This window comes from Aeromicrobium sp. YIM 150415, from assembly GCF_016918125.1.
In the GTDB taxonomy this organism is placed as follows: domain Bacteria; phylum Actinomycetota; class Actinomycetes; order Propionibacteriales; family Nocardioidaceae; genus Aeromicrobium; species Aeromicrobium piscarium.
In genome coordinates this window covers 36,985-58,369 of sequence record NZ_JAERWM010000016.1, presented here as the reverse complement: position 1 = coordinate 58,369, position 21,385 = coordinate 36,985, and the positions used below count along the sequence as shown (strand labels likewise).

Below are 21,385 nucleotides of genomic sequence, written 5' to 3'. Positions count from 1 at the left end.
ACGTCTCGCCGTCGACCGAATCTTCGGGCGACGCCATGATGGTCGACGACACCACGACGTCGAGCGTGATGGTCTCAGGAGCACGCATCTCCTACCGGACCATCGGTCCTCGGTCCGACCCGACGGTGATGCTCGTCCATGGGGGCGCGGCTCACTCAGGATGGTGGGACGCCATGCTCCCGGTGGTGGCCACTGACCGGCGTGTCGTCCTGCCAGATCTCAGCGGGCACGGTGACAGCGATCATCGGGAAACCTACTCCGCGGCGATCTGGGCTGATGAGCTGGCCGCGGTACTGGACCGGATCGGTGACGCTCCGGTGCCCGTCGTGGGCCACAGCATGGGCGGCACGATCGGGGTGACACTCGCAGCCCGTCATCCTGACCTGGTCGCCTCGCTGGTGTTGATCGACAGTCGATTGCCACTGCTGGGGCTGCCTCGGCCATCCTCGCAGCCGCGCTACTTCGCCTCTCGGCAAGAGGCGCTCAGCCGGTTCCGGCTCGCCCCACCGCAGACGTCGGCAGAGCCGGGACTTCTGAGAGCCATCGCCGAGAGAGGACTGCGGGAGACACGTGACGGCTGGCGCTGGAAGTTCGACCCGGCCGCTCGTCGGCGCTTACTGAACGATGAGGTGAGCGCCGACCTCCGATCGGTGAGGTGTCCTGTCGGATATATCTATGGAACGAAGAGCGACCTGGGAGGACCGGACACGGTCCGGTTCCTCGAACGTGAGCTAGGACGCGAGGTTCCTTCCGAAGCTATCGCCGGCGCCTTCCATCATGTGCTTCTGGACAAGCCGATCGAGTGCGCGGCAGCAAGCCTCCGGATGATCGATGTCCTGCGGGCGTAGTGCGCAATGGGCTGAACCCGGCCTGCCGGTGGACCCCGCACGCACCATCTCCGCTAGCGCAACGACGAAGGCTGGGCAGGCCGGGTCAGTGAGACATATGTGGTTAGAGGGCCCGGCAGGAGAACGTAGTCGTGACAGAGGAGTTCAGTGATGGATCAGAATCTTCCGCTCGCAGGTATTCGCGTGATCAGCCTGGAGCAGGCGGTGGCCGCACCTTTCGCGTCGCGTCAACTCGCGGATCTCGGCGCGGAGGTCATCAAGATCGAGCGGCCGGGCAAGGGCGATTTCGCGCGAGACTACGACGACGTGGTCGATGGCATGTCGAGCTACTTCGTCTGGCTGAACCGCTCGAAGCGCTCCTTGACACTCGATGTGAAGTCGGCTCAGGGTCGTACGGTGCTCGCGCGTCTGTTGTCGAGCGCTGATGTCTTCGTTCACAACCTCGGTCCGGGGGCCGTCGAACGCCTGGGGTTCGGGCCGGACGAGCTCGCGACGTTGAACCCCGACCTCATCGACTGCGCGATCACCGGCTTTGGCTCGGACGGCGCATGGGCCGACCGCAAGGCCTATGATCTGCTCATTCAATGCCAGACCGGTCTGGTATCGATCACCGGTACGCCGGAATCGGGCGCTCGAGTGGGGATCTCGGTCGCGGACATCGCCGGCGGCATGTATGCCTACAGCGGCGTACTGGCCGCTCTGTTCACGCGGGCCACGACGGGAACTGCCAGGGCAGTGCAGGTCTCGCTCTTCGATGCGCTGTCTGAGTGGATGAGCCAGCCCGCCTATTACACCCGGTACTCAGGGCAGCAGCCGCCGCGGCTGGGAACTCACCATGCAACCATCGCTCCCTATGGTGCCTACGAGGCGTCGGATGGTTGCGAGGTGCTCTTCTCGATCCAGAACGATCGGGAATGGCGGGGCTTCTGCGAGCAGATCCTCGCGGCTCCCGAGCTCGTGGAGGATCCTCGCTTCGCTACGTCGAGCGTTCGGGTGGCTCACCGCGCGGAACTCGATCCTGTGATCGCCCGGCATTTCGCGGCGCATCCCAGCCGGGAGATCCAAGTGGCACTCGACGCGGCGGGGATCGCGAACTCGGCCATCAACACCGTCACCGACTTCCTGGATCATCCGGTCCTGGAGGAGCGAGGGGCCTGGGTGCCGGTCGAGACACCGACGACCACTGTCGACAGCCTGTTGCCACCGGCGCGGCTCGGCGGTGTCGAACCGCGGATGGGGAGGGTGCCGAGCATCGGCGAGGACGCGCAGGCGATCCTTGTCGAACTGGGGTACTCAGACGAGGACATCGAGGGCTTCAGGGCCACGGGTGTCATCTGACCCGATACGTTCAGGGCAGCAGCGGGCGAATGTAGGAGACATCGCTACGGTCACGCGCGATCACCCCGCCTTGTACACGCTTCGCCGCGGGCAGATCAGGCGGTGTGATGCCACCCACCCATTCGACCAATGAGAGTCGGTAGGCGATGGCCCATCGTCCAGCTCGCCGCTCAAGGCGGTCGACATAACGTCCGCCGTGCAAGGTGACCGGCGTTCCGTCGACGTTCTGGCCGACCATCATGAAGTAGGTCTCCGTGTGCGCGGTGTCGCCATCGAGGTCGCAGGTGTGATTGGTGATGTAGTGCTGGTGGCCTCGGTGCCGTGTGCGATGAAGGTCGAACGCCCAGTCGGCGAACTCGGCTGCGGTCCCGCGGAAGATCCCGTGGTCGTCGATGGCGTCCGCATGGAAGGCCGATAACAGCATTTCCCGGTCGAGCCGATCGACACCTCTGGTGTACCGGTGCAGGCAGTCCATGATCTGTTGGCGGTCGCTCAGGGTGCGGAGCGTGGCAAGGGTGTCATCGTCCAAATCCATTAGGACAGTATAGGAGAATTACTGAGGGTCAGGGTGCCCAGAGATGTCCAGACCCGCGCGAAGCAGCAGGCGTTCAGCTCTGGCCTTGACGGGTGCATCCACCATGATCCCGTCTACGCTGCTGACGCCATCGCCGGTGGAAGCAACGCTGAGGGCCCACCGGAGCTCCTCGTCCGTCGGGCTGAAAGCCTCTGTCACGGTGGAGAGCTGAGCCGGGTGGATGCAGAGCTTACCTCCGAATCCGTGTCGTCGGGCGTCCTCTGCATCGGACAGCACGAGGCCGGGATCGTCCATGCGCAGGGTGACACCGTCGATCGGTCCGGGGAGCCGGTGAGCGGCGCTTGCTGCCACGACGCCACCTCTGCTCCATGCGAGTGCTTCCCTGTCATCGGGGGCCACGCCCAGCTCGGCGGCCAGATCGGCGTTCCCGAAGGCGAGTCGGGTTGCCGCGCTGGCGATGCCCGGGGCGTTAAGGACACCATGGGCGGTCTCGATGAGGCCGATCACGACGGTTCCTTCGCTTCTCGCGCGGACCAGGCGAAGGTCGTCGGCACCTTCGGTCTTCGGAAGCATGACGCCGCACGCGATCTCGGAGACCAGCGAACAGTCCTCCTCGAACCACGGAGTCGCCCGCGCGTTGATGCGAACGATGATGTCCTGGCGCCGGCCGAGCAGCTCGGCAACATTCTGACGGGCAGCGGCCTTCTCCGGTGCGTCGACGGCATCCTCGAGGTCGACGATCACGAGGTCGGCGCCGGCGCTGAGCGCCTTGTCGAAGCGGTCCGGTCGCGATGCGGGCACGAAGAGCCAGGTCACTGCGTTGGTGGCCTTCTCGTGAAGGTCAGTCATGAGGAGCTCCTCTGTGTTGTGCCAGTAGTTCGCCGGCGTGGATGATGTGGGCCCACATGGCCTGGCGAGCCGCCTCGGCATCACCATCGTGATACGCCTGCAGGATGTCGTGGTGCTCGGTAGCGGATGCCTCGCTCCACCCTTCGATGCGTGAGAAGAACTGTCGAGGTGCGAAGAGCGTCGAGGTGCGCAGCATCGCGGCCAGCCGTTCGGACCCGGCGGCGCGATTGATCTGGCGATGGAACTCGTGGTTGTGTCCATCGACGTCCGAGGGTCGTCCGGCCGCTAGCGCCTCCTCAAGCCGTTCCTGTTCCTGCTGGAGGCGGGCGACGTCCTTGCGGCTTAAGGCGAGAGTCGCCCGCGCGGCGAGCTCGCCGGCGATGAAGGCCTGAACTTCGTAGACATCGCGAATGTCCTCGTCCGTGAGCGGAAGCACCAGAAAACCGCGTCTGGGGAGGAACCTGACGAATCCTTCAGCCGCCAGTTGGAACAGCGCTTCACGTACCGGGGTGACGCTCAGGCTGAACTCGTGTGCGATCGGTTCGAGGCGCAGGTAGGTTTCGGGCGCGATCCTTCCCATGACGATCTGCTCTCGCAGATGCACGGCGACTTCAGCGGATGGGGTGTCGATGCGGTTCACGCGAGAAGAGTATTCCATGTAAGATCATCTCCGATCCTATAGGAAAGTGAGAGATCATGTATCTGGCCGAGGATGAGCAAGAGATCGTCAAGATGGCGGCCGTATTCGCCGATCGCCAGATCCGGCCACGGGTGAGGGAATTCGAACAGGATGACGTCTACCCGGAGCCGCTCATCGAGTCGATGAAGGAGCTTGGATTCTTCGGGATGTTGGTACCCGAGGAGTTCGGCGGATCGGGGCTGAGTGCTCCTGCGTTCGCCTCCGTCACGATCGAGCTCGCTCGCGGATGGATGAGCTTGGCGGGAGCGACGGGAGGCCATTCGGTGGTGTCCTATCTGCTCGACCGGTTCGGCACGCCGGAGCAGAAGAAGAAGTATCTGCCGCGGATGGCGGACGGTTCGCTCCGCGCGACCATGGCGCTCACCGAGCCTGGGGGTGGAAGCGACCTCCAGGCGATGGCGACGGTGGCGAAGCCCAACGCCAATGGATTCGTCGTTCGCGGGAGCAAGACCTGGATCTCGAATGCACAGAAGGCCGGCCTCTTCGCGCTGCTGTGCAAGACCGATCCTGAAGCGACACCTCGCCATTCCGGCATCAGCGTTCTCCTGATCGAGCCCGGAGAGGGGATGACCGTCTCAGGGAAGATCCCGAAGCTCGGCTATCGCGGAGTGGAGGCATGTGAGCTCACTTTCGACGGGATGGAGGTGCCCGCCGACGCAGCGCTGGGGGGCGACCCTGGCCGAGGCTGGGTGCACATGATGTCCGGTCTCGAGGTGGGGCGGATCCAGGTCGCTGCTCGTGCTGTGGGCGTCGCGCAAGCGGCGCTGGACGATGCCAGTGTGTATGCGCAACAGCGAGAGTCCTTCGGTAAGCCGATCTGGAGACATCAGGCCGTAGGCAACCTGATCGCGGATATGGCGACCAAGGTTCACGCTGCGCGCCTGCTGACTCTCGATGCTGCGAATCAGTTTCAGCAAGGCGTCCGCAGCGACCTGGAAGCAGGGATGGCGAAGCTCTACGCCTCGGAGATCGCGGCCCAGGTCGCACTCGACGCGGTGCGGGTCCACGGCGGCTACGGATACTCCAAGGAGTATGACGTCGAGCGGTACTACCGTGACGCACCGTTGATGATCGTCGGCGAGGGGACGAATGAGATTCAGCGCAATGTGATCGCCGCACAGTACATCGGACGCCACAAGGTGGGGCATCAGTGATGGTTGCCCTGTTCGATGATCTGGTGGAACTGTCCGAGGCCTGGAAGCCGCAGTCGGTTCGCGTGGAGGGTGTCGTAGATCCAGCTTCGGTGCTCGAGCTGGCGGATTTGCTGGCGGTCGAGGCGCCGGGCGAAGGTGAACCGTTGCGCCCGATGTGGCACGAGGTGGTGCTGCGGGAAGACCTCGATGGTGTTGAGCTGGGCGAGGACGGGCACCCGGCTGGCTCCGGAGTGCTGCCGCCGCTCTCGGGTCGGCAGCGTCTCTTCGGTGGTGGCCGAGTGCGGGTCCATCACCCGCTACGGGTCGGCGAACCGGCCTGGCGTGACATGACGGTCACCTCGACGGCCCTCAAGCAGGGTGCCGCTGGAGCGCTACTTCTGGTGACCGAGACGCACAGATGGTTCGACACGCACGGCCTAGCGATCGACGAGGAGCGCAACATCGTCTATCGACGTCTCCCCGCTTCGCCAGGGAGGCGCTCCGAAGCGGCCACGACGGACACGGCGGTCATGGAGCTCACGCCTGACGCATCGCTCTTGGAACAATTCAGTCGTCTGACGGGCAACCGCCATCGAATCCACGTCGACGAGAAATATGCCCAAGAGGTCGAGGGCCATCCATCTCTGCTGGTGCATGGTCCACTCACGGCGCTCCTCGCCTCGGAGACGGCGTTCCAGGTGCTGGGACGTCCCGTGACCGAGCTGGCTTTCCGCCTCCGGGGACCCGCTTATGTGGGTGAGAGGTTGACCTTCTTCGTGGCGACGGGTGCCACCGGTGACGATCTCGAGGTCACTGGATGGGCGGGAGAGCACGAGTACGTGTCTGCTCACGTCGCTGCGTAGGGCCGATGGTCTTCTAACGGCCGTTGCGTGATGGGCGTAAACCAGGTCAACGACCTGGTGTTTCCTGTGCTGAGCCTCGCTTCCGGCCCGGCGGGTCCCACCCGGGTGCCGCCGGTCGGTTCGTGGTTCCGATCGATCGGAGGCGCCGTCTTCTTATGAGCAAGAGCGGCGAATCGGACGATGACCAGGACGCTCGGTGAATAACCGCATGATCAGACAGAGGATCATCGGTCTTACCTGCGGATCGCGGTGGTTCTTCTCCGTCAAGGCGGGGGCGATCCGGCGAGGGAGCGCAAAGGGAGCGCCTGCGAGATGTGTGCGAGCGCTATGGTGCCGAGGCCCGCAGATGGTCGATGACCTCGAGAATCTGATCGAGGCCCTCCGACCGGTAGGAGATTCCGACCCTCCAGCTTGAGCGGGCTGCCGCCGGTGCCTGCGCCGGTCAGCTCGCGTCGTACCGCTCGCGTGCTGACAGCACCGCAGGCGCGTTCTCGCGGGCCCACGCCTCGACACTGAGCAGCACCGGGCGCAGTGTTCGGCCGAGGTCGGTGAGCTCGTAGACGACACGAGGGGGCACCTCGGCATATGCCTTCCTGGTCACGAGGCCATCGCGTTCGAGCGCCTTGAGGGTGTGAGACAGCATCTTCGGTGAGATTCCGCCGACACTCGCCGCGATCTCGCCGTACCGGGCCGGGCCGTCCGAGAGCACGCCGGTCACGAGAATGGTCCAGCGATCGCCCACCCGGTCGACCAACTGCCTACTGGGACAGTCGGGGTGATACGGATCGAAGTCCGGCTCCTCGTTCACGGCGTCCTCTCGAATCATCGAGCTCTCAGTATGCGACGCTGAAGCGTGCCCGGCGGTGCCGGGGGTTCTCGATCTCGTCGACATAGGCGGTCGCGTAATCGGCACCGGAGATGCTCGAATCGCCGTTCGCATCGGTGAGAAGCACGTCGCCGCCGATGCGGAACTCGCCGGTTCGCTCGCCGGGGTTCCACGAACCGAAGCTCGCGGCCGGGCTGACGTAGAACCAGTCCAGGTCGTCATCGGTCTCGCGCAGGGCATCGAGGATCGCCCCGTGCTCGGTGGCCTCGGTGCGGTAGTCGGTCGGGAAATCGGGTGTATCGAAGAGGCGCGGTCCGCCCTCGCTGACATCGAGGGATCCGGCCCCGCCGACGAAACTCAGCCGCGCGTTCTCGGCGGTCGCGGTCGCGATCAGGGTCGGCAGCGCGTCGATGAGCCGGGGACCGTTCTCCTCCAGCGCACGAGCCGGAAGGGCGACGACGATCTCGTCGACACCGCGCGCGGCATCGCGCACGAGGTCGACGTCGAAGATCGAGCCGGGACGGGCGGTGACGCGATCATCCACCGAGGAGACATCGCGGGCGACTCCCGTGACGTGGTGGCCGCGACTGAGCAGCTCGGTGGTGATGTGCCCACCGGCGTAACCCGTGACGCCGAAGACGAGGACCTGAGCCATGGAGATTTCCTCACTATGAAAGAGATACTTACTATCGAAAGTATAGTTATAGGGCGCAAGCTGCTTCCGCCAGCCTCTCCGAGGTGGTCGCGGACTCGAGAGATGCGAAGAGATCGCTCCGTTGAGCGCGTGCTCGATTCCCGCAGTAGGTTGCGAGGGTGGAACCACAGGTGGGAACGCTCCGTGTCCGATACGACTTCGATGGTGCCGCGGCCGGCAGCGAGCAAGGTGACTGGATCGAGCCCGAGGACGCACTCGCATGGGTCGAACTGCAGAAGTTCGATCACGCGGAGCTCTTCGAGCGCTGGGAGATCTGGCGCTTCGACGGACAGGACTGGGTCTTCGACCGCGGTGTCGACGACACACCGCCCGCGTCCTGACGCGATGGTCGTGACCCGCCTCTGAACCAGTAGCGTGAGCGGGTGGATCCTTCCTTCCGCCGCTGCACTGAGGACGACATCGTCCAAGCCGCTGCGGTCCTTGCCGCCGCCTTCGACGACTACCCCTGGACCCGCTGGACCGTGCCGGAGGACGAGTATCCACGGCGGCTCGAGGAGCTCCAGGCGATCTATCTCGCCCACGCCGTCGATCACGGGCTCGTCCTCGTCGATGAAGGGGTGCGCGCCGTGATCGCCTTCGTCCCTCCCAGCGCTCCGGAGCCCGGAAGCGCGGCGATGGGGCGCATCGTCGCGCTGCACGGCGACCGTCTCGACGCTGTCGCGGGTGCTGCCACCCCCTCGCCGCCGACGGGAGCGTGGGAGCTCGCCACATTGGGCGTTCATCCGGACCACCGCGGCGAGGGGCTCGGGTCGCGGATCACCACCGCCGGACTGGACGTGGTCGCGGAACTCGATCCGGGCGCGTCGGTCGCGCTGGAGACCTCCGATGAGCGCAACGTGCGACTCTACGAGCGTCTCGGCTTCCGTCTCACGGCCACGACTCCTATCGATCGGGGGCCGACGGTGTACTCGATGCTGCGTGCCGCCGCCGGCGCGCACTGAGTGGTCCCGTCCCGAGAGGCGGGACCACTCTGCCGTGCGTGACGGCGGTGCGGCCCCGCGAACACTGGTAGGTGGGAGTGACCGTGGCGCGGGGCCGCGGCGGTCTGGTACCCCCTACCCGGCAGGGTGAAACGTGTCCGGGTCAGGCGAGTCCGGCCTGGCGCCGCCGCGACCGGCCGATGATCCACAGGATGATGCCGACGACGAGGAGGGCCACCCCGCCGAGGCCGCCGAACACGGCGAGCAGGATGCCCCCGACACCCGCGAAGATCCCACCGATCGACAGCGGCGGTGCCACCAGCACGTCGCCGCCTGTGCAGCTCAGGACGTAGTCACCCGCCGTCGTCGTGCGGAAGGAGTCGAAGCTCCGCCAGGTGTCGCCGTGCACGGTGACACTGCTGGACTGGCTGGTGCCGCGTGCCGGCGGCTCGCCGTCGGGAGTCTGCATGGTGCACGACGGAGTGGCGTCGCCCTGGCGGCGGTACAGCTGCAGGTCCTCGTCGGCCTCCAGCGTGATCTGCCCGGCGCCGGAGATCACTTCGCCGTCGCCGACCTTGGAGACACTGCCGCCGATCCCGATCACGCCCAGGGCGACGCCCCCGCCGACGCACACCACCGCCGTCAAGGCGCCCACGATCGTCAAGACGATCCCGGTGATGCGGAAACCCCGTCCGGGGTCGGTCGGCGTCGGTGTCGACATGAACTCGGCTCCTTCGATCGGCTGACACTCCATCATGGCGCATCAGGCTCCGATGCGGACAGGGCGATGCCCCGACCCTCCCTCCGGGCCGGGGCATCGCCTCTGCCGGTCAGCGGCGCGCGGCGCTGCCGAGCACGCCCTGAGCCTCGATCTCCACGGTGAGAACCGGGTCGACGAGCGCGCTGACCTCGACGAGCGTCGAACACGGGAAGTCACCGGAGAAGAACTCAGCACGTGCTCTGCCGACCTCGGCCTTCTCGCCGATATCGGTCAGATAGATCCGCAGGGTCACAAGATCGTCCATGACCCCGCCGGCCGCCTCCACCAGATGCCGGATCTTGATGAAGGTCTGTCGGGCCTGGTCATAGGTGGAACCGTCGCCGAGCACCCCACCCGAGCCGTCACCGGCATGCAGTCCGGAGAGGAACAGCTGGCCGCCGACCAGCCGGGCATTGCTGAACATGTCGGGCCGGGGCGGCTCGGCCACCTCGGGTGAGTTGATCGCCGTCATGCTCGCTCCCGCCCGTCTGTCGCCCGGCGCGCGATGGACTCGCGCGTGAGCCGCTCGCGCACCGGCACGAAGTCGTAGGTCGCGTAGACCTCGGTCGAGAAGGTGCCCCACGCGCGCCGCTCGAGCTCCACATTGACGGCATTGAGCCGGCCCGAGGGCAGCCGCAGCGTCACGATCTGGCCGAGACCGACCGCGACCACCCACGAGACGATCTCGACACCCTCGGGCGGGAAACCGGTCCACCACTCGCGTTCGTCCAACTGGCGCTGGAACTCCTCGAGGTGACGGGACTGGTCGTGCCGGAGGACGACGGTGAGCATCAGCTCACCGTCGTCATTCCCTTCCAGATCGCCGCGCTCGCTCATGCCTCGCCGGCGATGCGCTTCGCCTGCTCACGGGCAGCGGCCTGGAACATGCGCCGGATCCGCGCGACTCCGAGATCGTGCTGGTAGAGGTGCTCGCCCTGATCGGCGTCGACGGCGAAGTTCTCCAGCATCATCCGGTCCTGCTCCAGGACCTCCCAGTGCTTCTCCTCGAGCGTGGTCTTGTACAGGAAGCGCCACACCTCGGCCTCCCAACCGGTCACCTCCCGTGTGCGCCAGTGGAACACCGCCGTGACGTTCTCGGTGATCGGCGTGGGGATGCCGACGATGCCGAAGGGCCCGCCGGGGCCGGCGTCCGGGCCGTACGGGATCTCCAGGTCGACATAGGAGAGTCCGTTCTGCTCGACGTACTCGACCCAGTCGAAGTTCTGGCCGCGCTGGTCGGTCTTCTCGAAGAAGAACCCGCGATCGGTCTCGCGGATGCGGAACCGGGCGGTCGTGTCGCCGCGGTACATGGAGTGCGAGTCCGCGTGCAAGAACGCGCCGTGCATCGGGTCGAGCACATTGTCGAGGTAGTACCGCCAGGGCGCGTTCCACTCGACATAGTTGAGGAAGTGCGTGTGCTCGTCGGAGGCGAGGCGGTCGGGCAGCTTCAGCTCGGGCGCCTTGCTGTCCGGAGTCGCCGGGAACCAGGCGAAGATCGCGCCGGCGCCCTCGGCGACCTCGAGGCTCAGCGTGGCCTGCTTGCCCTCCAACGCGCACCCCGGCATGCCGGGCACCTTGACGACGGTGCCGGTCGGATCGACCTCGACCCCGTGGTACTGGCAGCGCACTCGGTCGCCCAGGTGCTGCCCGATGGACAGCGGGGCGTTGCGGTGCGGGCAGCGATCGGCGAGCACCGAGACGCGTCCTCCGGCATCGCGGAACACGAGCCAGTCCTTGCCCAGGCGGGTGACCTTCTGCATCTCGCCGGGCTTCACGAGCCGCGACGGCAGCACCGGGTACCAGTGGTCGCGGAGGCCGGTCGCCTGCAGTTCCTCGACGGTGAGGGGTCCGGAGTTCTTGCCCGCGGAGTTGACGCGCGGCGCGGTGGTCAGGGTGCTCATGTCATTCTCCCAGTCGTCGCATCTCGGCACGGAAGGTCTCTTCGGTCCACGCGCTGCCGTCCGGCGCGGTGGAACCACGTTCGTTGAGGGCCCCGACGAGCGCCGGAAGCGTCTCGTGGCCTTCGGCGAAGATCGCGTGGATGAGTCCGGCGAGCTTCGTCTCATAGGGCGTCGGCGGCTCGTCCCGGGTCTGCATCGGTTCGAGGTACAGCGGTGTTTCCATGATTCCTCCGGTGGTGATCAAGCGGGGGTAGCGGGAGCCGAAGAGACAGTGACCGCGTCGCTGTCCAGCGATCGCAGGCCCTCGACGATGGAGATGAATGAGTTCGACCACGCGCTGAACGACGCCGGCCGCGAGTCGTGTGCGGGCAGCTCGACGTGGTCGATGACGACGAAGACGCCATTGGGGATCTGTCCGGCGAGGGTCTGGGACTCCTCGAGTCCGCTGGTGCCGTCCGGGCAGGCGGCGACCACGAGCGCAGGCACGGTCACGGACGGCAGATCGTCGGTGACATCGCCGAGGTCGTTCGCCGGGCTGCAGTCGGCGAGCACGAGGGACTTGACGAGGTCGGGACGGGTGACCGCGAGCCGTACGGCCACGGCACCGTCGGGGCCGCTGGCCACGACGTGCACGGGGGAGCCGAACTCCTCGACCGTCGATGCGGCCGCGGACGTGCGCTGGTCGAGGTCCTGGCCGGCCTGGAAGCTCACCGTGAGGTGCGTGTGCTCCTCCAGGCTCGGCCGGGACCAGCTCTCGTGGCTGTGCAGGGTCAGCACGGCGGCCTCGGGCGAATCGATCGCGCCGACGCCGTGGGGGCTGACGGGGGTCTCAGTCACGGTCTTCCTCCTTGCTGCGGGGCTCTGCGGTGGGGCGCTCGGGGACGTGCACCGGCGGTACGAAGGGGGCCGGTGCCGGGGACAGCGCGGTCACGTCGACCTCGATCACCATCGGGGCGCGCAGGTCGACGGCCTTGTGCAGCGCGCTGCGGAACTCGCCCGCATCGCGGGCCAGCGCGTACGGCAGCGCGAGGGCGGAGGCGAGATCGCCGAAGTCCGGTGTGAAGAGGTCGACCCCGTGGCGTTCGCCGGAGTGCGCCTCCTGGAGATTGCGCAGCACGCCATAACCGCCGTCGTTGAAGATGACGAGCACGCACCAGGGCGCCTCGCCGGCGAGTGTCGCCAGCTCGCCGAGATGCACGACGAGCCCACCGTCGCCGGCCATGATCAAGGTCGGCACGTCCGGTCGGCCGACGGCCGCTCCGATACCCATCGCCAGCCCTTGGCCGATGCCTCCGCCCAGCGGGAAGATATTCGATCGCGGGTCGACGATCGGCAGCAGCCGATTGCCCCAGGAGCTGGACGGGATGGTCACATCGCGGGCGATGATGGATCCGGTCGGGAGGACCTCGTCGATCGCGGCGCAGATGTCGCCATAGGCGCCGATGTTCTCGGTCATCACCGCGCGGACCTTCTCACGGGTCGCGGTGACGCGATCGGTCCACCCCGTCTCGGCCCCGGCCTCGTCGCCGAGCGCCGCGAGCAGCCGGGGGACGATCTCAGCCGCGTCCCCGACGAGGCCGACCTCGGCGGGGTACACCCGGCCGATGGCCGCCGCGTCGACATCGATCGCGATCTGGGTCTGGGGGAGCGGCAGGTGATAGGAGCGCGTCTCATTGGACCGGAAGTGCGTGCCGATGCTCAGCAGCACGTCGGCATCGCCGATGAGCTCGTCGAGGCCCGGGTTCGAGGCGAAGTTGCCGAGCACGAGGGAGTGGTCCTCCGGAACGCTGCCGCGTCCCGCGTTGCTGGTGAGCAGTCCCGCCCCGACCCGCTCGATGAGCTCGCGCAGCGGAGCGCCGATCGTGCGTGCGCCGCCTCCGGCCCACAGCAGCGGGCGTCGGGCGGAGCGTAGCAGGGCTGCCGCGGCCTCGATCTCGTCGTCCTCGGGGCTGCGCGGCTCGCCGATGACGGGTGAGGCCGCGACCTGGCGCTCGGGCTCCCCGAGATACTGCAGGTCGATCGGCCACTCGATGCTCGCCGGCGCATGGGGCAGGGTCTGCAGATCCGCGATGGCGTCCTCGAGCACCCGCTCGGCGTCGTCGACGTGCTCGACCGTGCGGGCGAAGCGCGAGATCGACTCCAGCATCTGCAGCTGACGGGGCACCTCGTGGATCACCCCTCGACCGGAGCCCAGGTGCTCGCTGTCGATCTGACCGGTGATGTGGAGGACGCGGCTGCCGGCGGAGAGCGCCTCGAGCATCGAGCCGGCGGCGTTGCCGGCGCCGGTGCCGGTGCTGGTGATCGCCACGCCGAAGCGGCCGGTCGCCCGGGCGTACCCGTCGGCCGCGTTGACCGCGGCTGCCTCGTGCCGGACCGGGACGAAGCGCAGCTCGCGATCGACGGCCTCGACCAGCGGGAGATTGTGGATGCTGACGACGCCGAAGGCGACCTCGACACCATGCCGGCGCATGACGTCGACGAGGATGTCGCCGCCGGTGGGCTGCTGAGGATCGGACATGGGTTCTCCTGGGGGTCAGACGTAGCGGGCGACGCCGCCGCCGACGTCGATGCAGGCGCCGGTGGTGTAGCCGGACAGGGGGGACAGCAGCGACACGATCGGGAAGGCGACCTCCTCGGCGGTGCCGAGCCGGCCGAGCACGATGCCCCGGTCGGCCGCGAGCCGGCCGGTCCACTCGGCGTAGTCGAGGTCGCTGCCGGAGGACTCGTACCGCCGGGTCCACTGGCCGGTGTCGACGAGGCCGAGCAGGACGGAGTTGACGCGGATGCCGTCGGCGCCGAGGGAGTGGCTGAGCGTCTGCGTGAGGTTCAGCAGCCCGGCGCGGGCGGCCGAGGTGATCGCCAGCTTCGGCTCGGGCTGGCGGGCGAGGATCGCGTTGACCGCCACGACGGAGGCGACCTCGGAGGCCGCGAGATGCTTCGCCGCTGCCCGGACGACATTGAGCACGCCGAACAGCTTCAGCTCGAACTCCTCGCGGATCTGGTCATCGGTGGTCTCGTCGATCGTCGCCATGAGCGAGCGCCCGGCATTGCAGACGACACCGTCGATGCCGCCGAAAGCCTGGACGGCGGAGTCGACGAAGGAGCCCATCGCCGCGGCATCGGTGACATCCGCGGAGACCGCGTGGATCCGGCCCGGAGCCTCGGTGTCGGCCTGGGCGGCGCGCAGGGTCGCGTCGAGGCGCTCGGCGTCCCGTGCGCAGGCGGCGACATTCGCGCCCTCGGCGAGCAGCATCCGGGCGGTGGCCAGCCCGACGCCCGAGCTGGCACCGGTCACCAGGACGGTGCGGTCGCGCAGTCGCAGATCCATCGCATTCCCTTTCGGTCGAAGATCGAGGTCAGTGCATGACGAAGCCACCGTCGACGACGAGCGTCTGGCCGGTGACGTAGCGGGCATCGTCGGACAGCAGGAAGGCCACCGCCCCGGACATGTCCTCCGGGGTCTGGTCGCGGTCGAGCGCACGGCCCGTGCGGTACAGGTCGTAGCGCTCATCGGGCACGGTCTCGGTCGCCTCGACGCGGGTCAGCCCGGGGGCGACCGCGTTGACGCGCACCTCATCGGGCCCGGCATCGCGGGCCATCGCCCGGGTCATGGAGATGATCGCTCCCTTGGAGGCGATGTAGTGCGCGAGGCGCGGGGAGCCGTAGAGCGCGGCATCCGAGGCGAGGTTGACGATCGCCCCGCGGTGCTGCGCGATCTGCGGGTAGAGCGCGCGAGACACCAGCCAGGTGCCGCGGACGTTCACGTCGAGGACGCGGCTGAAGGCGTCCTCGGGGATCTGGTGGAAGGGCAGCCCGCCGACCCCGTCGGCGAGGGCGGCGTTGTTGACCAGGCCGTGCGCGCCGCCGAGGACCCGGACGGCCTCGCCCAGTGCGGAGACCGAGTCCGCATCGGCGACATCGGTGTCGACCCGATGGGCCTCGATGCCGAGTCCGGTCAGGTGGGCGAGGCCCTGTTCGGCGATCTCGGGGCGCAGCTCGGCCACCACGATGCGGGCGCCGTCGCGCCCGAGGCGTTCGGCGATCGCCAGGCCGAGGCCGCGCCCGGCGCCGGTGACCACGTACAGCGGAGTCTCGCTCATCGGCTCAGTCCCTCGGCGACGGGAAGGTCGGACAGGAAGGCCAGCAGCTCGGCGGTGACCTCGGCGGGCCGCTCCTGGGAGGCGGCATGGCCGGCGCCGGCGATCTCGGCGTACCGGGCTCCGGGGATCTCGCGGGCGAGCAGCCGGGACTCGTCGACACCGGTGACGCGGTCCTCGTCGCCGACCACCACGAGCGTGGGTACGCGGAGCGTCGGCAGCAGCGGTCCGGTGTCGCTCTGGGCCATCATCTCGGCGGCGCCGCGGTAACCGGGCACGCGGACACGTCCCATGTGGTCGGTGACCTCGGCCGCGATCGCCGGGTCGGCGCCGTCGGCCAGCAGCCGGGGGGCGCGGCGCGCCGCGAAGTCGGGTCCGCCGAGCTCGATCAGCTCGTCGACCCGCGCTCGCATCCCGGCGGCCTTCTCCTCGGTGGTCCCGGAGCCCCGGGTGCTGTCGATGAGGGTGAGGGAGGCGACCCGCTCGGAGGCGCGCGCCGCGACGTGGGTCGCGATCACCCCACCCCAGGAGACGCCGACGAGGTGAGCCTCGGCCGCACCCATCTCGTCCAGGAGCCGGAGAACGGCGTCGACATAGGTGCCCGGAGCATCGTCCCCGGGCATGTCGGCGCCGGGGTCGGGGGATGCGCCGTAGCCGGGAGCGTCCCAGGCGACGGTGTTCCAGCCCGCCTCGGCGAGCAGCTCGCCCATCGCCGAGAACGCGTCGGCGCGGCCGCCGATGCCGTGCAGGAGGAGGATCGGGGTCGTCCGGGGAGAAGAGGAACCCGAGGGGGCCCAGGTACGCACGGCGACCTCGGTGGGCTGGGGGCCGGTCACAGCACGGTCTCCTTCCGCCCGGCGAGGTCGCGGATCGCACGCAGCACGCTGAGCGGGACCAGACCGGAGGTCGCCGGATTCTCCGGAGACGGCCGGTTCGCGATCTGGAAGCGATAGGTGCCGGTGGTCGACTCGACGGTGATCTCGTGGGTCGTCACGGTACATGTGGGGTCGGCGAAGACCGCTGCCTCGACGAGCGAGGGGGAGCCCGCGGCTGCCGCCACGGCCATCGCGACATTCGCGGAGGCCGGGAAGGCAGCGGCGATGTGCTGGGGGCTTCCCCGCAGCACCTCCACACGGCTGACGGCGTCGAGCAGCTCGGCGCGCTGGCCTTGGGACATCCAGTCCTGGATCAGCGTCCGGGGCTTCTTGGTGGTCTCGATACGGGCGTGCTGCAGTGTGCCTGCATCTGCGACGGCGCGGAGCACGTCGAGTCCCCCGATCGCCCCGGTCGACAGGTAGAGCCGGCCGGGCCCGGCGGAGAGCCGGTCGTGCAGGTCTCCATCGCCGAGCGCGCCGATGGAGAGTACGAGCAGGTCCACCCCGGCGGCGATGACCGAGGGCCCGAGGGAGGCCACGGCCGTCTGCCCGGCCGCCTCGACGACCAGATCGGCCTCGTCCAGCCAGGTATCGCCCTGGATGGGCTCGCCATCGGGTCGAGTCGCGCCGCGACGGTCGACGATCGCGGTCAGCTGGGCCCCCTGGACATGTCCGGACGCGAGCGCCTCGCGCACCGGCGCCCCGATCGCCCCCTTGCCCAGCACGACGACCCGCAGGTCGCCCTCGCGGGGACGAGGCGCGGTTGGCACGGGAACGGCTACGGCTTCGCTCATCGTCGTGCTCGCTCAGGCGGTGGTCGAGAGGCGGGTGAGGTGGCCCGAGTCGGGGATGCCGGCCATGTGCCGGCGGATCTTCTCGGTGGGCGGGCCCGCGGTGCCCCACTGGTCCGAGAGCTCCGGGGTCCGCTTCCAGACCCGGCAGAGCCAGCTGTCCTCGTCGATCTGCGCGACCTCGGAGGTGTACTCGCACACGAGTCCGGCCGGATCGGTGAAGTAGGAGAAGGTGTTGTCGCCCGGTCCGTGGCGGCCCGGTCCCCACTCGGGACTGACCCCGGTCTGCTTGAGCTTGCCGATGCCGCGCATGAAGTGATCGACGGTCGGCATCTCGTAGGCGACGTGATTGACCGAGGTCCACGGGGCCTGGTTGAAGGCGATGACGTGGTGGTCGCTGTTGCAGCGCAGGAAGGCCATCTGGTGCTCGGACCAGTCCGAGATCCGCATGCCCAGCACCTCGGTGTAGAAGGCACAGGCGGCGTCGATGTCGACGGTGTTGAGCACGACGTGGGCGATCTTGCGGGGGATCGCCTCGCGGCCGTTGGCGTCCTGGGCGGTGACCGCGTAACGGTCGGCGCTGAGCTCGATGAGGCGTCCCTCGGGGTCGACGAACTGCACGCCGTAGCCGCCCGCGGCATCGTCGAGCGGGCCGGGCTCGTGGACGATCGGCACGCCGAGGGTCTCCAGCGCGCGAGCGGCGTCGTCGACCTCCCGGCGCGTGGCGACGGCGAAGACGATGCGGCCGAGGGCGTTCTCCTCGTGGTGGCCGAGGTGCAGGATGTGGTGCTCCTCGCCGGTGCCGCGCAGCCAGGCCGCGTCATCGCCCTGGTCGACGGCGCTGAGTCCCCATGAGCCGGTGTAGAAGTCGATCGCCGCCTGGGGATCGGGCACGAGCAGCGAGACCGAGCGCAGCGAGCGCACGGTGGCGACGGGAGGTCCGGGGTTGACGATCATCGAATCGGTCACGGTGGGCTCCAAAGGGTCGAAGGATCAGGAGACGTCGAGGGTGAGCTCGGGGGTGAGCGCACGCGAGACGCAGACGAACATCGTCTTCTGCGCGCTCTTCTCGTCCTCGGTGAGCAGGAAGTCGCGGTGGTCGACGGTACCGGCGATCACGCCGGTCTCGCAGGTGCCGCAGATGCCCTCCGTGCAGGAGCTCGGCATCGGGACCCCGGCGGCCTCCAGCGCGGCGAGCGCGGTGGTGTCGACCGGCACGTGGATGCGGCGGCCGGAGCCGGCGCAGACGATGTCGAAGGGCTGGTCCCCGCCCGCGGGCGGGGCGATGGGCTCGGGCGCCTTGAAGCGCTCGAGGCGCAGGCGGCCCGGATCAGCCAGCTGCTCCTCGACGGCGGCGAGCAGCGGCTCGGGGCCGCAGACGTAGACAAGGGTGCGGCCGTCGACATCGGCGAGGGTCGCCGCCAGATCGGGCGGGCCTCCGGCCTCGTCGTCGGCATGCAGCTCCACCTTGCCCGCGCCGATCCGATCCAGTTCGGCGAGGAAGGCCATGGTGGTGACCCAGCGGCCGGCGTAGAGCATGCGCCAGTCGGCGCCGCGGCTCTCCAGCTCGCGGGCCATCGCGAGGATCGGCGTGATGCCGATGCCACCCGCGATGAGCAGGTAGCGCTCGGCGTCCTCGAGGCCGAAGTTGTTGCGGGGCCCGTCGACGGTGATCAGGTCGCCGACGCGCAGCTGCGTGTGCACATAGGCGCTGCCGCCGCGTGAGCTCGGCTCCCGCAGGACCGCGACGGTCCAGCCGTCGCGGTCCTGCGGATCGGAGCAGAGGGAGAACTCCCGGACGAGACCGCCGGGGAGATGCAGCGCGAGGTGGGCGCCGGGCTGCCAGGAGGGCAGATCCTCTCCTGACGGGTCGCAGAACCGGACGCTCAGGACGCCGTCGGCCTCCCAGCGCATCTGGCTGACGCGCAGCTCGCGTGAATCATTCCGGGTGTCCATCGCAGGTGTGCCTCCCTGTGGTGGTGAATCGGGCTGAGCCGCGGCTCAGTCGCGCGTGACGCCGTACATCTCCGACGTCTTGGGGTAGGTCGGCAGCTGGGGCTTCTGGGTGCCGATGATGACGCAGAAGAGCGCGTCCTCGGTGCCCGGGTTGCGCAGGCTGCGCGGCACGCCGGCCGGCACGACGATGAGGTCGCGGTAGCCGAGCACGCGGGTGGCGGTCTTGGTGCCGTCCTCGACATCGTGGACGGTGACCTCGACCTCGCCCTCGAGGACGAAGAAGGCCTCCTCGACGTCATTGTGCGTGTGCTCGGGGCCGACCGCGCCGGAGGGGAGCCGCATGTTGGAGAAGGTGAAGCCCTTCGAGGGGATGATGTTGTCATCGCCCTCGTGGTTGCCCGTCGCGCCGGAGCCGACGTAGCGGATCTGGGCGCGGCGGAAGCGGTCGCCGCCCTTCTGGGCCTGGAAGCCGAGCGTGTCCCAGTCCTCGTTGCGGGTCTCGCGCGAGGCAATGCAGGAATCGATCAGCTGCTCGAGCTCGGGGTTGGCGTCGACATTCGCATCGGTGGTGGTCATCGGGTGACTCCTTCAAGCTGTTGTTTCAGAGCTAAGATATTTAGTACTATGAGGCGTGTCACGCTGCGCGTCAAGGCTTGATCGCTGAGAAAAGCGACATTCAAACAGGTGTGAGACGCCGATCGGCCCAGCTTCCCAGGGTTCACCGGCCCTTCAAAAATATCTTTGCCCTAAGGAGATTTTCATGACTCTATCCACGGTAGACGGCATCGGTCCGGTCACCGGGTGGTCCGATGAGATCCTCGTGGCCGGCCGGTGGCGCCGTGGCGGCGGCGACCTCATCGAGACACGGGATCCCGCCACCGGAGCCGTCGTGCACGCCTTCCACGGTGCGGCGCTCGACGATGTCGAGGACGCGGTCGCCGGAGGCCACGCCGCGGCACGCGAGAGCGGCTGGCGCGACCTGCTCCCGCATGAACGGGCCCGCGTGCTGTATCGGATCGGCGATCTCATCGAGGAGCGCGCCGACGAGATCGCGCGTGTGCAGACCGCCGACACCGGCAAGACCTTGGGGGAGACCCGTGCCCTCGCGGCGAGCGCCGCCGGCACCTTCCGCTATATGGCCGCGGCACTGGAGACCATGGAGGAGTCGGTCACCCCGCAGCGCGGCGGCAGTCTCACGATGACCGTGCACGAGCCCTATGGGGTCATCGCGGCCATCACCCCCTGGAACTCGCCGATCGCCTCGGATGCCCAGAAGGTCGCCCCCGCCCTCGCCGCCGGCAATGCCGTGGTGCTGAAGCCGCCGGTGTGGGCGCCGCTCGTCTCCCTGCTGCTCGGCCGGATCTGCGAGGAGGCCGGTCTCCCGGCAGGTCTGCTCTCGGTGCTCCCGGGTTCCGGGCGCATCATCGGCAATGCCCTCGTCGCCCATCCGGGCGTCGGCAAGATCTCGTTCACGGGCGGCACCACGACCGGTCGCAGTATCGGTCGTGTCGCTGCCGACAAGGTCATGCCCGTCACGCTCGAGCTCGGCGGGAAGTCGCCGACGATCGTCTTCCCCGATGCCGACCTCGATCAAGCCGTCGCCGGGGTCGCGTACGGGATCTTCTCGTCCAGCGGGCAGAGCTGCATCGCCGGCTCACGCGTGTTCGTCCACGCCGAGGTCTACGACGAGTTCGTCGGACGCCTGGTCGAGCGCGCGGAAACGCTGCGGGTCGGCCCAGGCACCGATCCGGCGACCGATATCGCGCCGATGGTCCACCACGACCACCGCGATCAGGTGGCGGAGATGGTGCGGCAGGCGGTCGAGGAGGGGGCCCAGGTGCTCACGGGCGCGAGCGTGCCGGACGACGAGTCGCTGGCCGAGGGTGCCTACTATCTGCCCACGATCCTCGCCGGGGTGCGCAATGAGGACACCATCTGCCGTGAGGAGATCTTCGGTCCGGTCGCCGTGGTGCTGCCCTTCGAGGACGAGGACGAGCTCGTCGCGCAAGCCAATGACAACGACTTCGGTCTCGCCTGCGGCATCTGGACCGCCGACTACCGGCGTGCCTGGCGTATCGCGCGGGCCGTCGAGGCGGGAACGGTCTGGATCAACACCTACAAGCAGTTCAGCATCTCGACGCCGTTCTCCGGGCACAAGGAGAGCGGCCTGGGGACGGAGAAGGGCCGCGACGGTATCGCGCAGTACATGCGCCAGAAGAGCCTGTACTGGGATCTCACCGGCGACCCCATCCCCTGGGGCCGCCACTGACCTCACACT

At 68.3% G+C, this 21,385-nt stretch carries 26 protein-coding genes; 7 read left to right on the top strand and 19 right to left on the bottom strand.

The annotated features are described in order from the left end of the window. The first annotated feature begins 35 nt into the window (after positions 1 to 35). Positions 36 to 848 carry an alpha/beta hydrolase gene (locus tag JL108_RS11305; protein WP_307837247.1) on the top strand — a complete coding sequence of 271 codons (813 nt, stop codon included), beginning with the start codon at positions 36 to 38 and terminating at the stop codon, positions 846 to 848. Positions 849 to 998: 150 nt separating this feature from the next. Beyond that, positions 999 to 2,186: a CaiB/BaiF CoA-transferase family protein gene (locus JL108_RS11300; RefSeq protein WP_205198374.1), complete on the top strand. Its 1,188-nt coding sequence runs from the start codon at positions 999 to 1,001 to the stop codon at positions 2,184 to 2,186. A gap of 10 nt (positions 2,187 to 2,196) precedes the next feature. On the opposite strand, the gene JL108_RS11295 is transcribed toward JL108_RS11300, so the two are convergent. The 3 genes from JL108_RS11295 to JL108_RS11285 are packed head-to-tail and all read right to left on the bottom strand — an operon-like array spanning position 2,197 to position 4,210. Then, a complete protein-coding gene (locus tag JL108_RS11295; protein WP_205198373.1) occupies positions 2,197 to 2,721 on the bottom strand; it encodes a nuclear transport factor 2 family protein in 525 nt (174 codons plus the stop codon). Between the two features lie 18 nt (positions 2,722 to 2,739). Continuing rightward, on the bottom strand, positions 2,740 to 3,570 hold the full coding sequence (locus JL108_RS11290; RefSeq protein ID WP_205198372.1) for a CoA ester lyase: 831 nt from the start codon (positions 3,568 to 3,570) through the stop codon (positions 2,740 to 2,742). Continuing rightward, the gene (locus JL108_RS11285; RefSeq protein WP_205198371.1) at positions 3,563 to 4,210 is read right to left on the bottom strand and encodes a GntR family transcriptional regulator; all 648 of its coding nucleotides are present in this window, start codon (positions 4,208 to 4,210) and stop codon (positions 3,563 to 3,565) included. Before JL108_RS11285 ends, JL108_RS11290 begins: the two co-directional genes overlap by 8 nt. Positions 4,211 to 4,266: 56 nt before the next feature. Between JL108_RS11285 and JL108_RS11280 the strand changes: the two genes are divergently transcribed. After that, positions 4,267 to 5,424 (top strand): acyl-CoA dehydrogenase family protein, encoded by a 1,158-nt coding sequence (locus tag JL108_RS11280; protein ID WP_205198370.1) that lies wholly within the window; start codon positions 4,267 to 4,269, stop codon positions 5,422 to 5,424. Continuing rightward, positions 5,424 to 6,266 (top strand): MaoC family dehydratase N-terminal domain-containing protein, encoded by an 843-nt coding sequence (locus tag JL108_RS11275; RefSeq protein ID WP_205198369.1) that lies wholly within the window; start codon positions 5,424 to 5,426, stop codon positions 6,264 to 6,266. The genes JL108_RS11280 and JL108_RS11275 overlap by 1 nt, the downstream gene beginning before the upstream one ends. Positions 6,267 to 6,708: 442 nt before the next feature. On the opposite strand, the gene JL108_RS11270 is transcribed toward JL108_RS11275, so the two are convergent. Next, entirely contained in the window at positions 6,709 to 7,092 is a 384-nt protein-coding gene (locus JL108_RS11270) for a helix-turn-helix domain-containing protein (RefSeq protein WP_205198368.1), read from the bottom strand. A 7-nt stretch (positions 7,093 to 7,099) separates the two neighbouring features. Next, on the bottom strand, positions 7,100 to 7,747 hold the full coding sequence (locus JL108_RS11265) for an NAD(P)-dependent oxidoreductase (protein ID WP_205198367.1): 648 nt from the start codon (positions 7,745 to 7,747) through the stop codon (positions 7,100 to 7,102). A gap of 158 nt (positions 7,748 to 7,905) precedes the next feature. Here JL108_RS11265 and JL108_RS11260 point away from each other — a divergent pair, with 158 nt between their 5' ends. Together JL108_RS11260 and JL108_RS11255 are read left to right on the top strand one after the other, a co-directional pair. Continuing rightward, positions 7,906 to 8,127, top strand: coding sequence for a hypothetical protein (locus JL108_RS11260; protein ID WP_205198366.1), 222 nt, complete (start codon positions 7,906 to 7,908; stop codon positions 8,125 to 8,127). Positions 8,128 to 8,169: 42 nt separating this feature from the next. Further along, positions 8,170 to 8,748, top strand: a complete 579-nt coding sequence (locus JL108_RS11255; RefSeq protein ID WP_205198365.1) for a GNAT family N-acetyltransferase — start codon at positions 8,170 to 8,172, stop codon at positions 8,746 to 8,748. A gap of 142 nt (positions 8,749 to 8,890) precedes the next feature. Here JL108_RS11255 and JL108_RS11250 read toward each other — a convergent pair whose 3' ends face one another. The 14 genes from JL108_RS11250 to JL108_RS11185 form a co-directional block, all read right to left on the bottom strand. Further along, positions 8,891 to 9,448: a hypothetical protein gene (locus tag JL108_RS11250; protein WP_205198364.1), complete on the bottom strand. Its 558-nt coding sequence runs from the start codon at positions 9,446 to 9,448 to the stop codon at positions 8,891 to 8,893. A 109-nt stretch (positions 9,449 to 9,557) separates the two neighbouring features. Next, positions 9,558 to 9,959 carry a RidA family protein gene (locus JL108_RS11245; protein WP_143914615.1) on the bottom strand — a complete coding sequence of 134 codons (402 nt, stop codon included), beginning with the start codon at positions 9,957 to 9,959 and terminating at the stop codon, positions 9,558 to 9,560. Then, positions 9,956 to 10,324: a hypothetical protein gene (locus JL108_RS11240; RefSeq protein WP_205198363.1), complete on the bottom strand. Its 369-nt coding sequence runs from the start codon at positions 10,322 to 10,324 to the stop codon at positions 9,956 to 9,958. Before JL108_RS11240 ends, JL108_RS11245 begins: the two co-directional genes overlap by 4 nt. Next, complete coding sequence (locus tag JL108_RS11235) at positions 10,321 to 11,388, bottom strand: Rieske 2Fe-2S domain-containing protein (protein WP_205198362.1); 1,068 nt, start codon at positions 11,386 to 11,388, stop codon at positions 10,321 to 10,323. The genes JL108_RS11240 and JL108_RS11235 overlap by 4 nt, the downstream gene beginning before the upstream one ends. A 1-nt stretch (position 11,389) precedes the next feature. Next, on the bottom strand, positions 11,390 to 11,611 hold the full coding sequence (locus JL108_RS11230; RefSeq protein WP_205198361.1) for a recombinase-like helix-turn-helix domain-containing protein: 222 nt from the start codon (positions 11,609 to 11,611) through the stop codon (positions 11,390 to 11,392). A gap of 17 nt (positions 11,612 to 11,628) precedes the next feature. Then, the gene (locus JL108_RS11225) at positions 11,629 to 12,225 is read right to left on the bottom strand and encodes an alpha/beta fold hydrolase (RefSeq protein WP_205198360.1); all 597 of its coding nucleotides are present in this window, start codon (positions 12,223 to 12,225) and stop codon (positions 11,629 to 11,631) included. Continuing rightward, a complete protein-coding gene (locus JL108_RS11220; protein ID WP_205198359.1) occupies positions 12,218 to 13,906 on the bottom strand; it encodes a thiamine pyrophosphate-binding protein in 1,689 nt (562 codons plus the stop codon). Before JL108_RS11220 ends, JL108_RS11225 begins: the two co-directional genes overlap by 8 nt. A gap of 15 nt (positions 13,907 to 13,921) precedes the next feature. Further along, positions 13,922 to 14,716: an SDR family oxidoreductase gene (locus JL108_RS11215; RefSeq protein ID WP_205198358.1), complete on the bottom strand. Its 795-nt coding sequence runs from the start codon at positions 14,714 to 14,716 to the stop codon at positions 13,922 to 13,924. Positions 14,717 to 14,744: 28 nt separating this feature from the next. Then, positions 14,745 to 15,488, bottom strand: a complete 744-nt coding sequence (locus tag JL108_RS11210) for a 3-oxoacyl-ACP reductase family protein (protein ID WP_205198357.1) — start codon at positions 15,486 to 15,488, stop codon at positions 14,745 to 14,747. Then, positions 15,485 to 16,321, bottom strand: a complete 837-nt coding sequence (locus JL108_RS11205) for an alpha/beta fold hydrolase (RefSeq protein ID WP_205198356.1) — start codon at positions 16,319 to 16,321, stop codon at positions 15,485 to 15,487. The genes JL108_RS11210 and JL108_RS11205 overlap by 4 nt, the downstream gene beginning before the upstream one ends. Next, positions 16,318 to 17,154 (bottom strand): aspartate dehydrogenase domain-containing protein, encoded by an 837-nt coding sequence (locus JL108_RS11200; RefSeq protein ID WP_205198355.1) that lies wholly within the window; start codon positions 17,152 to 17,154, stop codon positions 16,318 to 16,320. The genes JL108_RS11205 and JL108_RS11200 overlap by 4 nt, the downstream gene beginning before the upstream one ends. A 12-nt stretch (positions 17,155 to 17,166) precedes the next feature. Beyond that, complete coding sequence (locus tag JL108_RS11195) at positions 17,167 to 18,120, bottom strand: VOC family protein (RefSeq protein ID WP_307837246.1); 954 nt, start codon at positions 18,118 to 18,120, stop codon at positions 17,167 to 17,169. Between the two features lie 24 nt (positions 18,121 to 18,144). Further along, on the bottom strand, positions 18,145 to 19,107 hold the full coding sequence (locus tag JL108_RS11190) for a PDR/VanB family oxidoreductase (protein ID WP_205198354.1): 963 nt from the start codon (positions 19,105 to 19,107) through the stop codon (positions 18,145 to 18,147). Positions 19,108 to 19,152: 45 nt separating this feature from the next. Beyond that, on the bottom strand, positions 19,153 to 19,683 hold the full coding sequence (locus JL108_RS11185) for a cupin domain-containing protein (RefSeq protein ID WP_143914607.1): 531 nt from the start codon (positions 19,681 to 19,683) through the stop codon (positions 19,153 to 19,155). Between the two features lie 184 nt (positions 19,684 to 19,867). Here JL108_RS11185 and JL108_RS11180 point away from each other — a divergent pair, with 184 nt between their 5' ends. Continuing rightward, positions 19,868 to 21,376, top strand: coding sequence for an aldehyde dehydrogenase (locus JL108_RS11180; protein WP_205198353.1), 1,509 nt, complete (start codon positions 19,868 to 19,870; stop codon positions 21,374 to 21,376). Positions 21,377 to 21,385 lie beyond the last annotated feature (9 nt).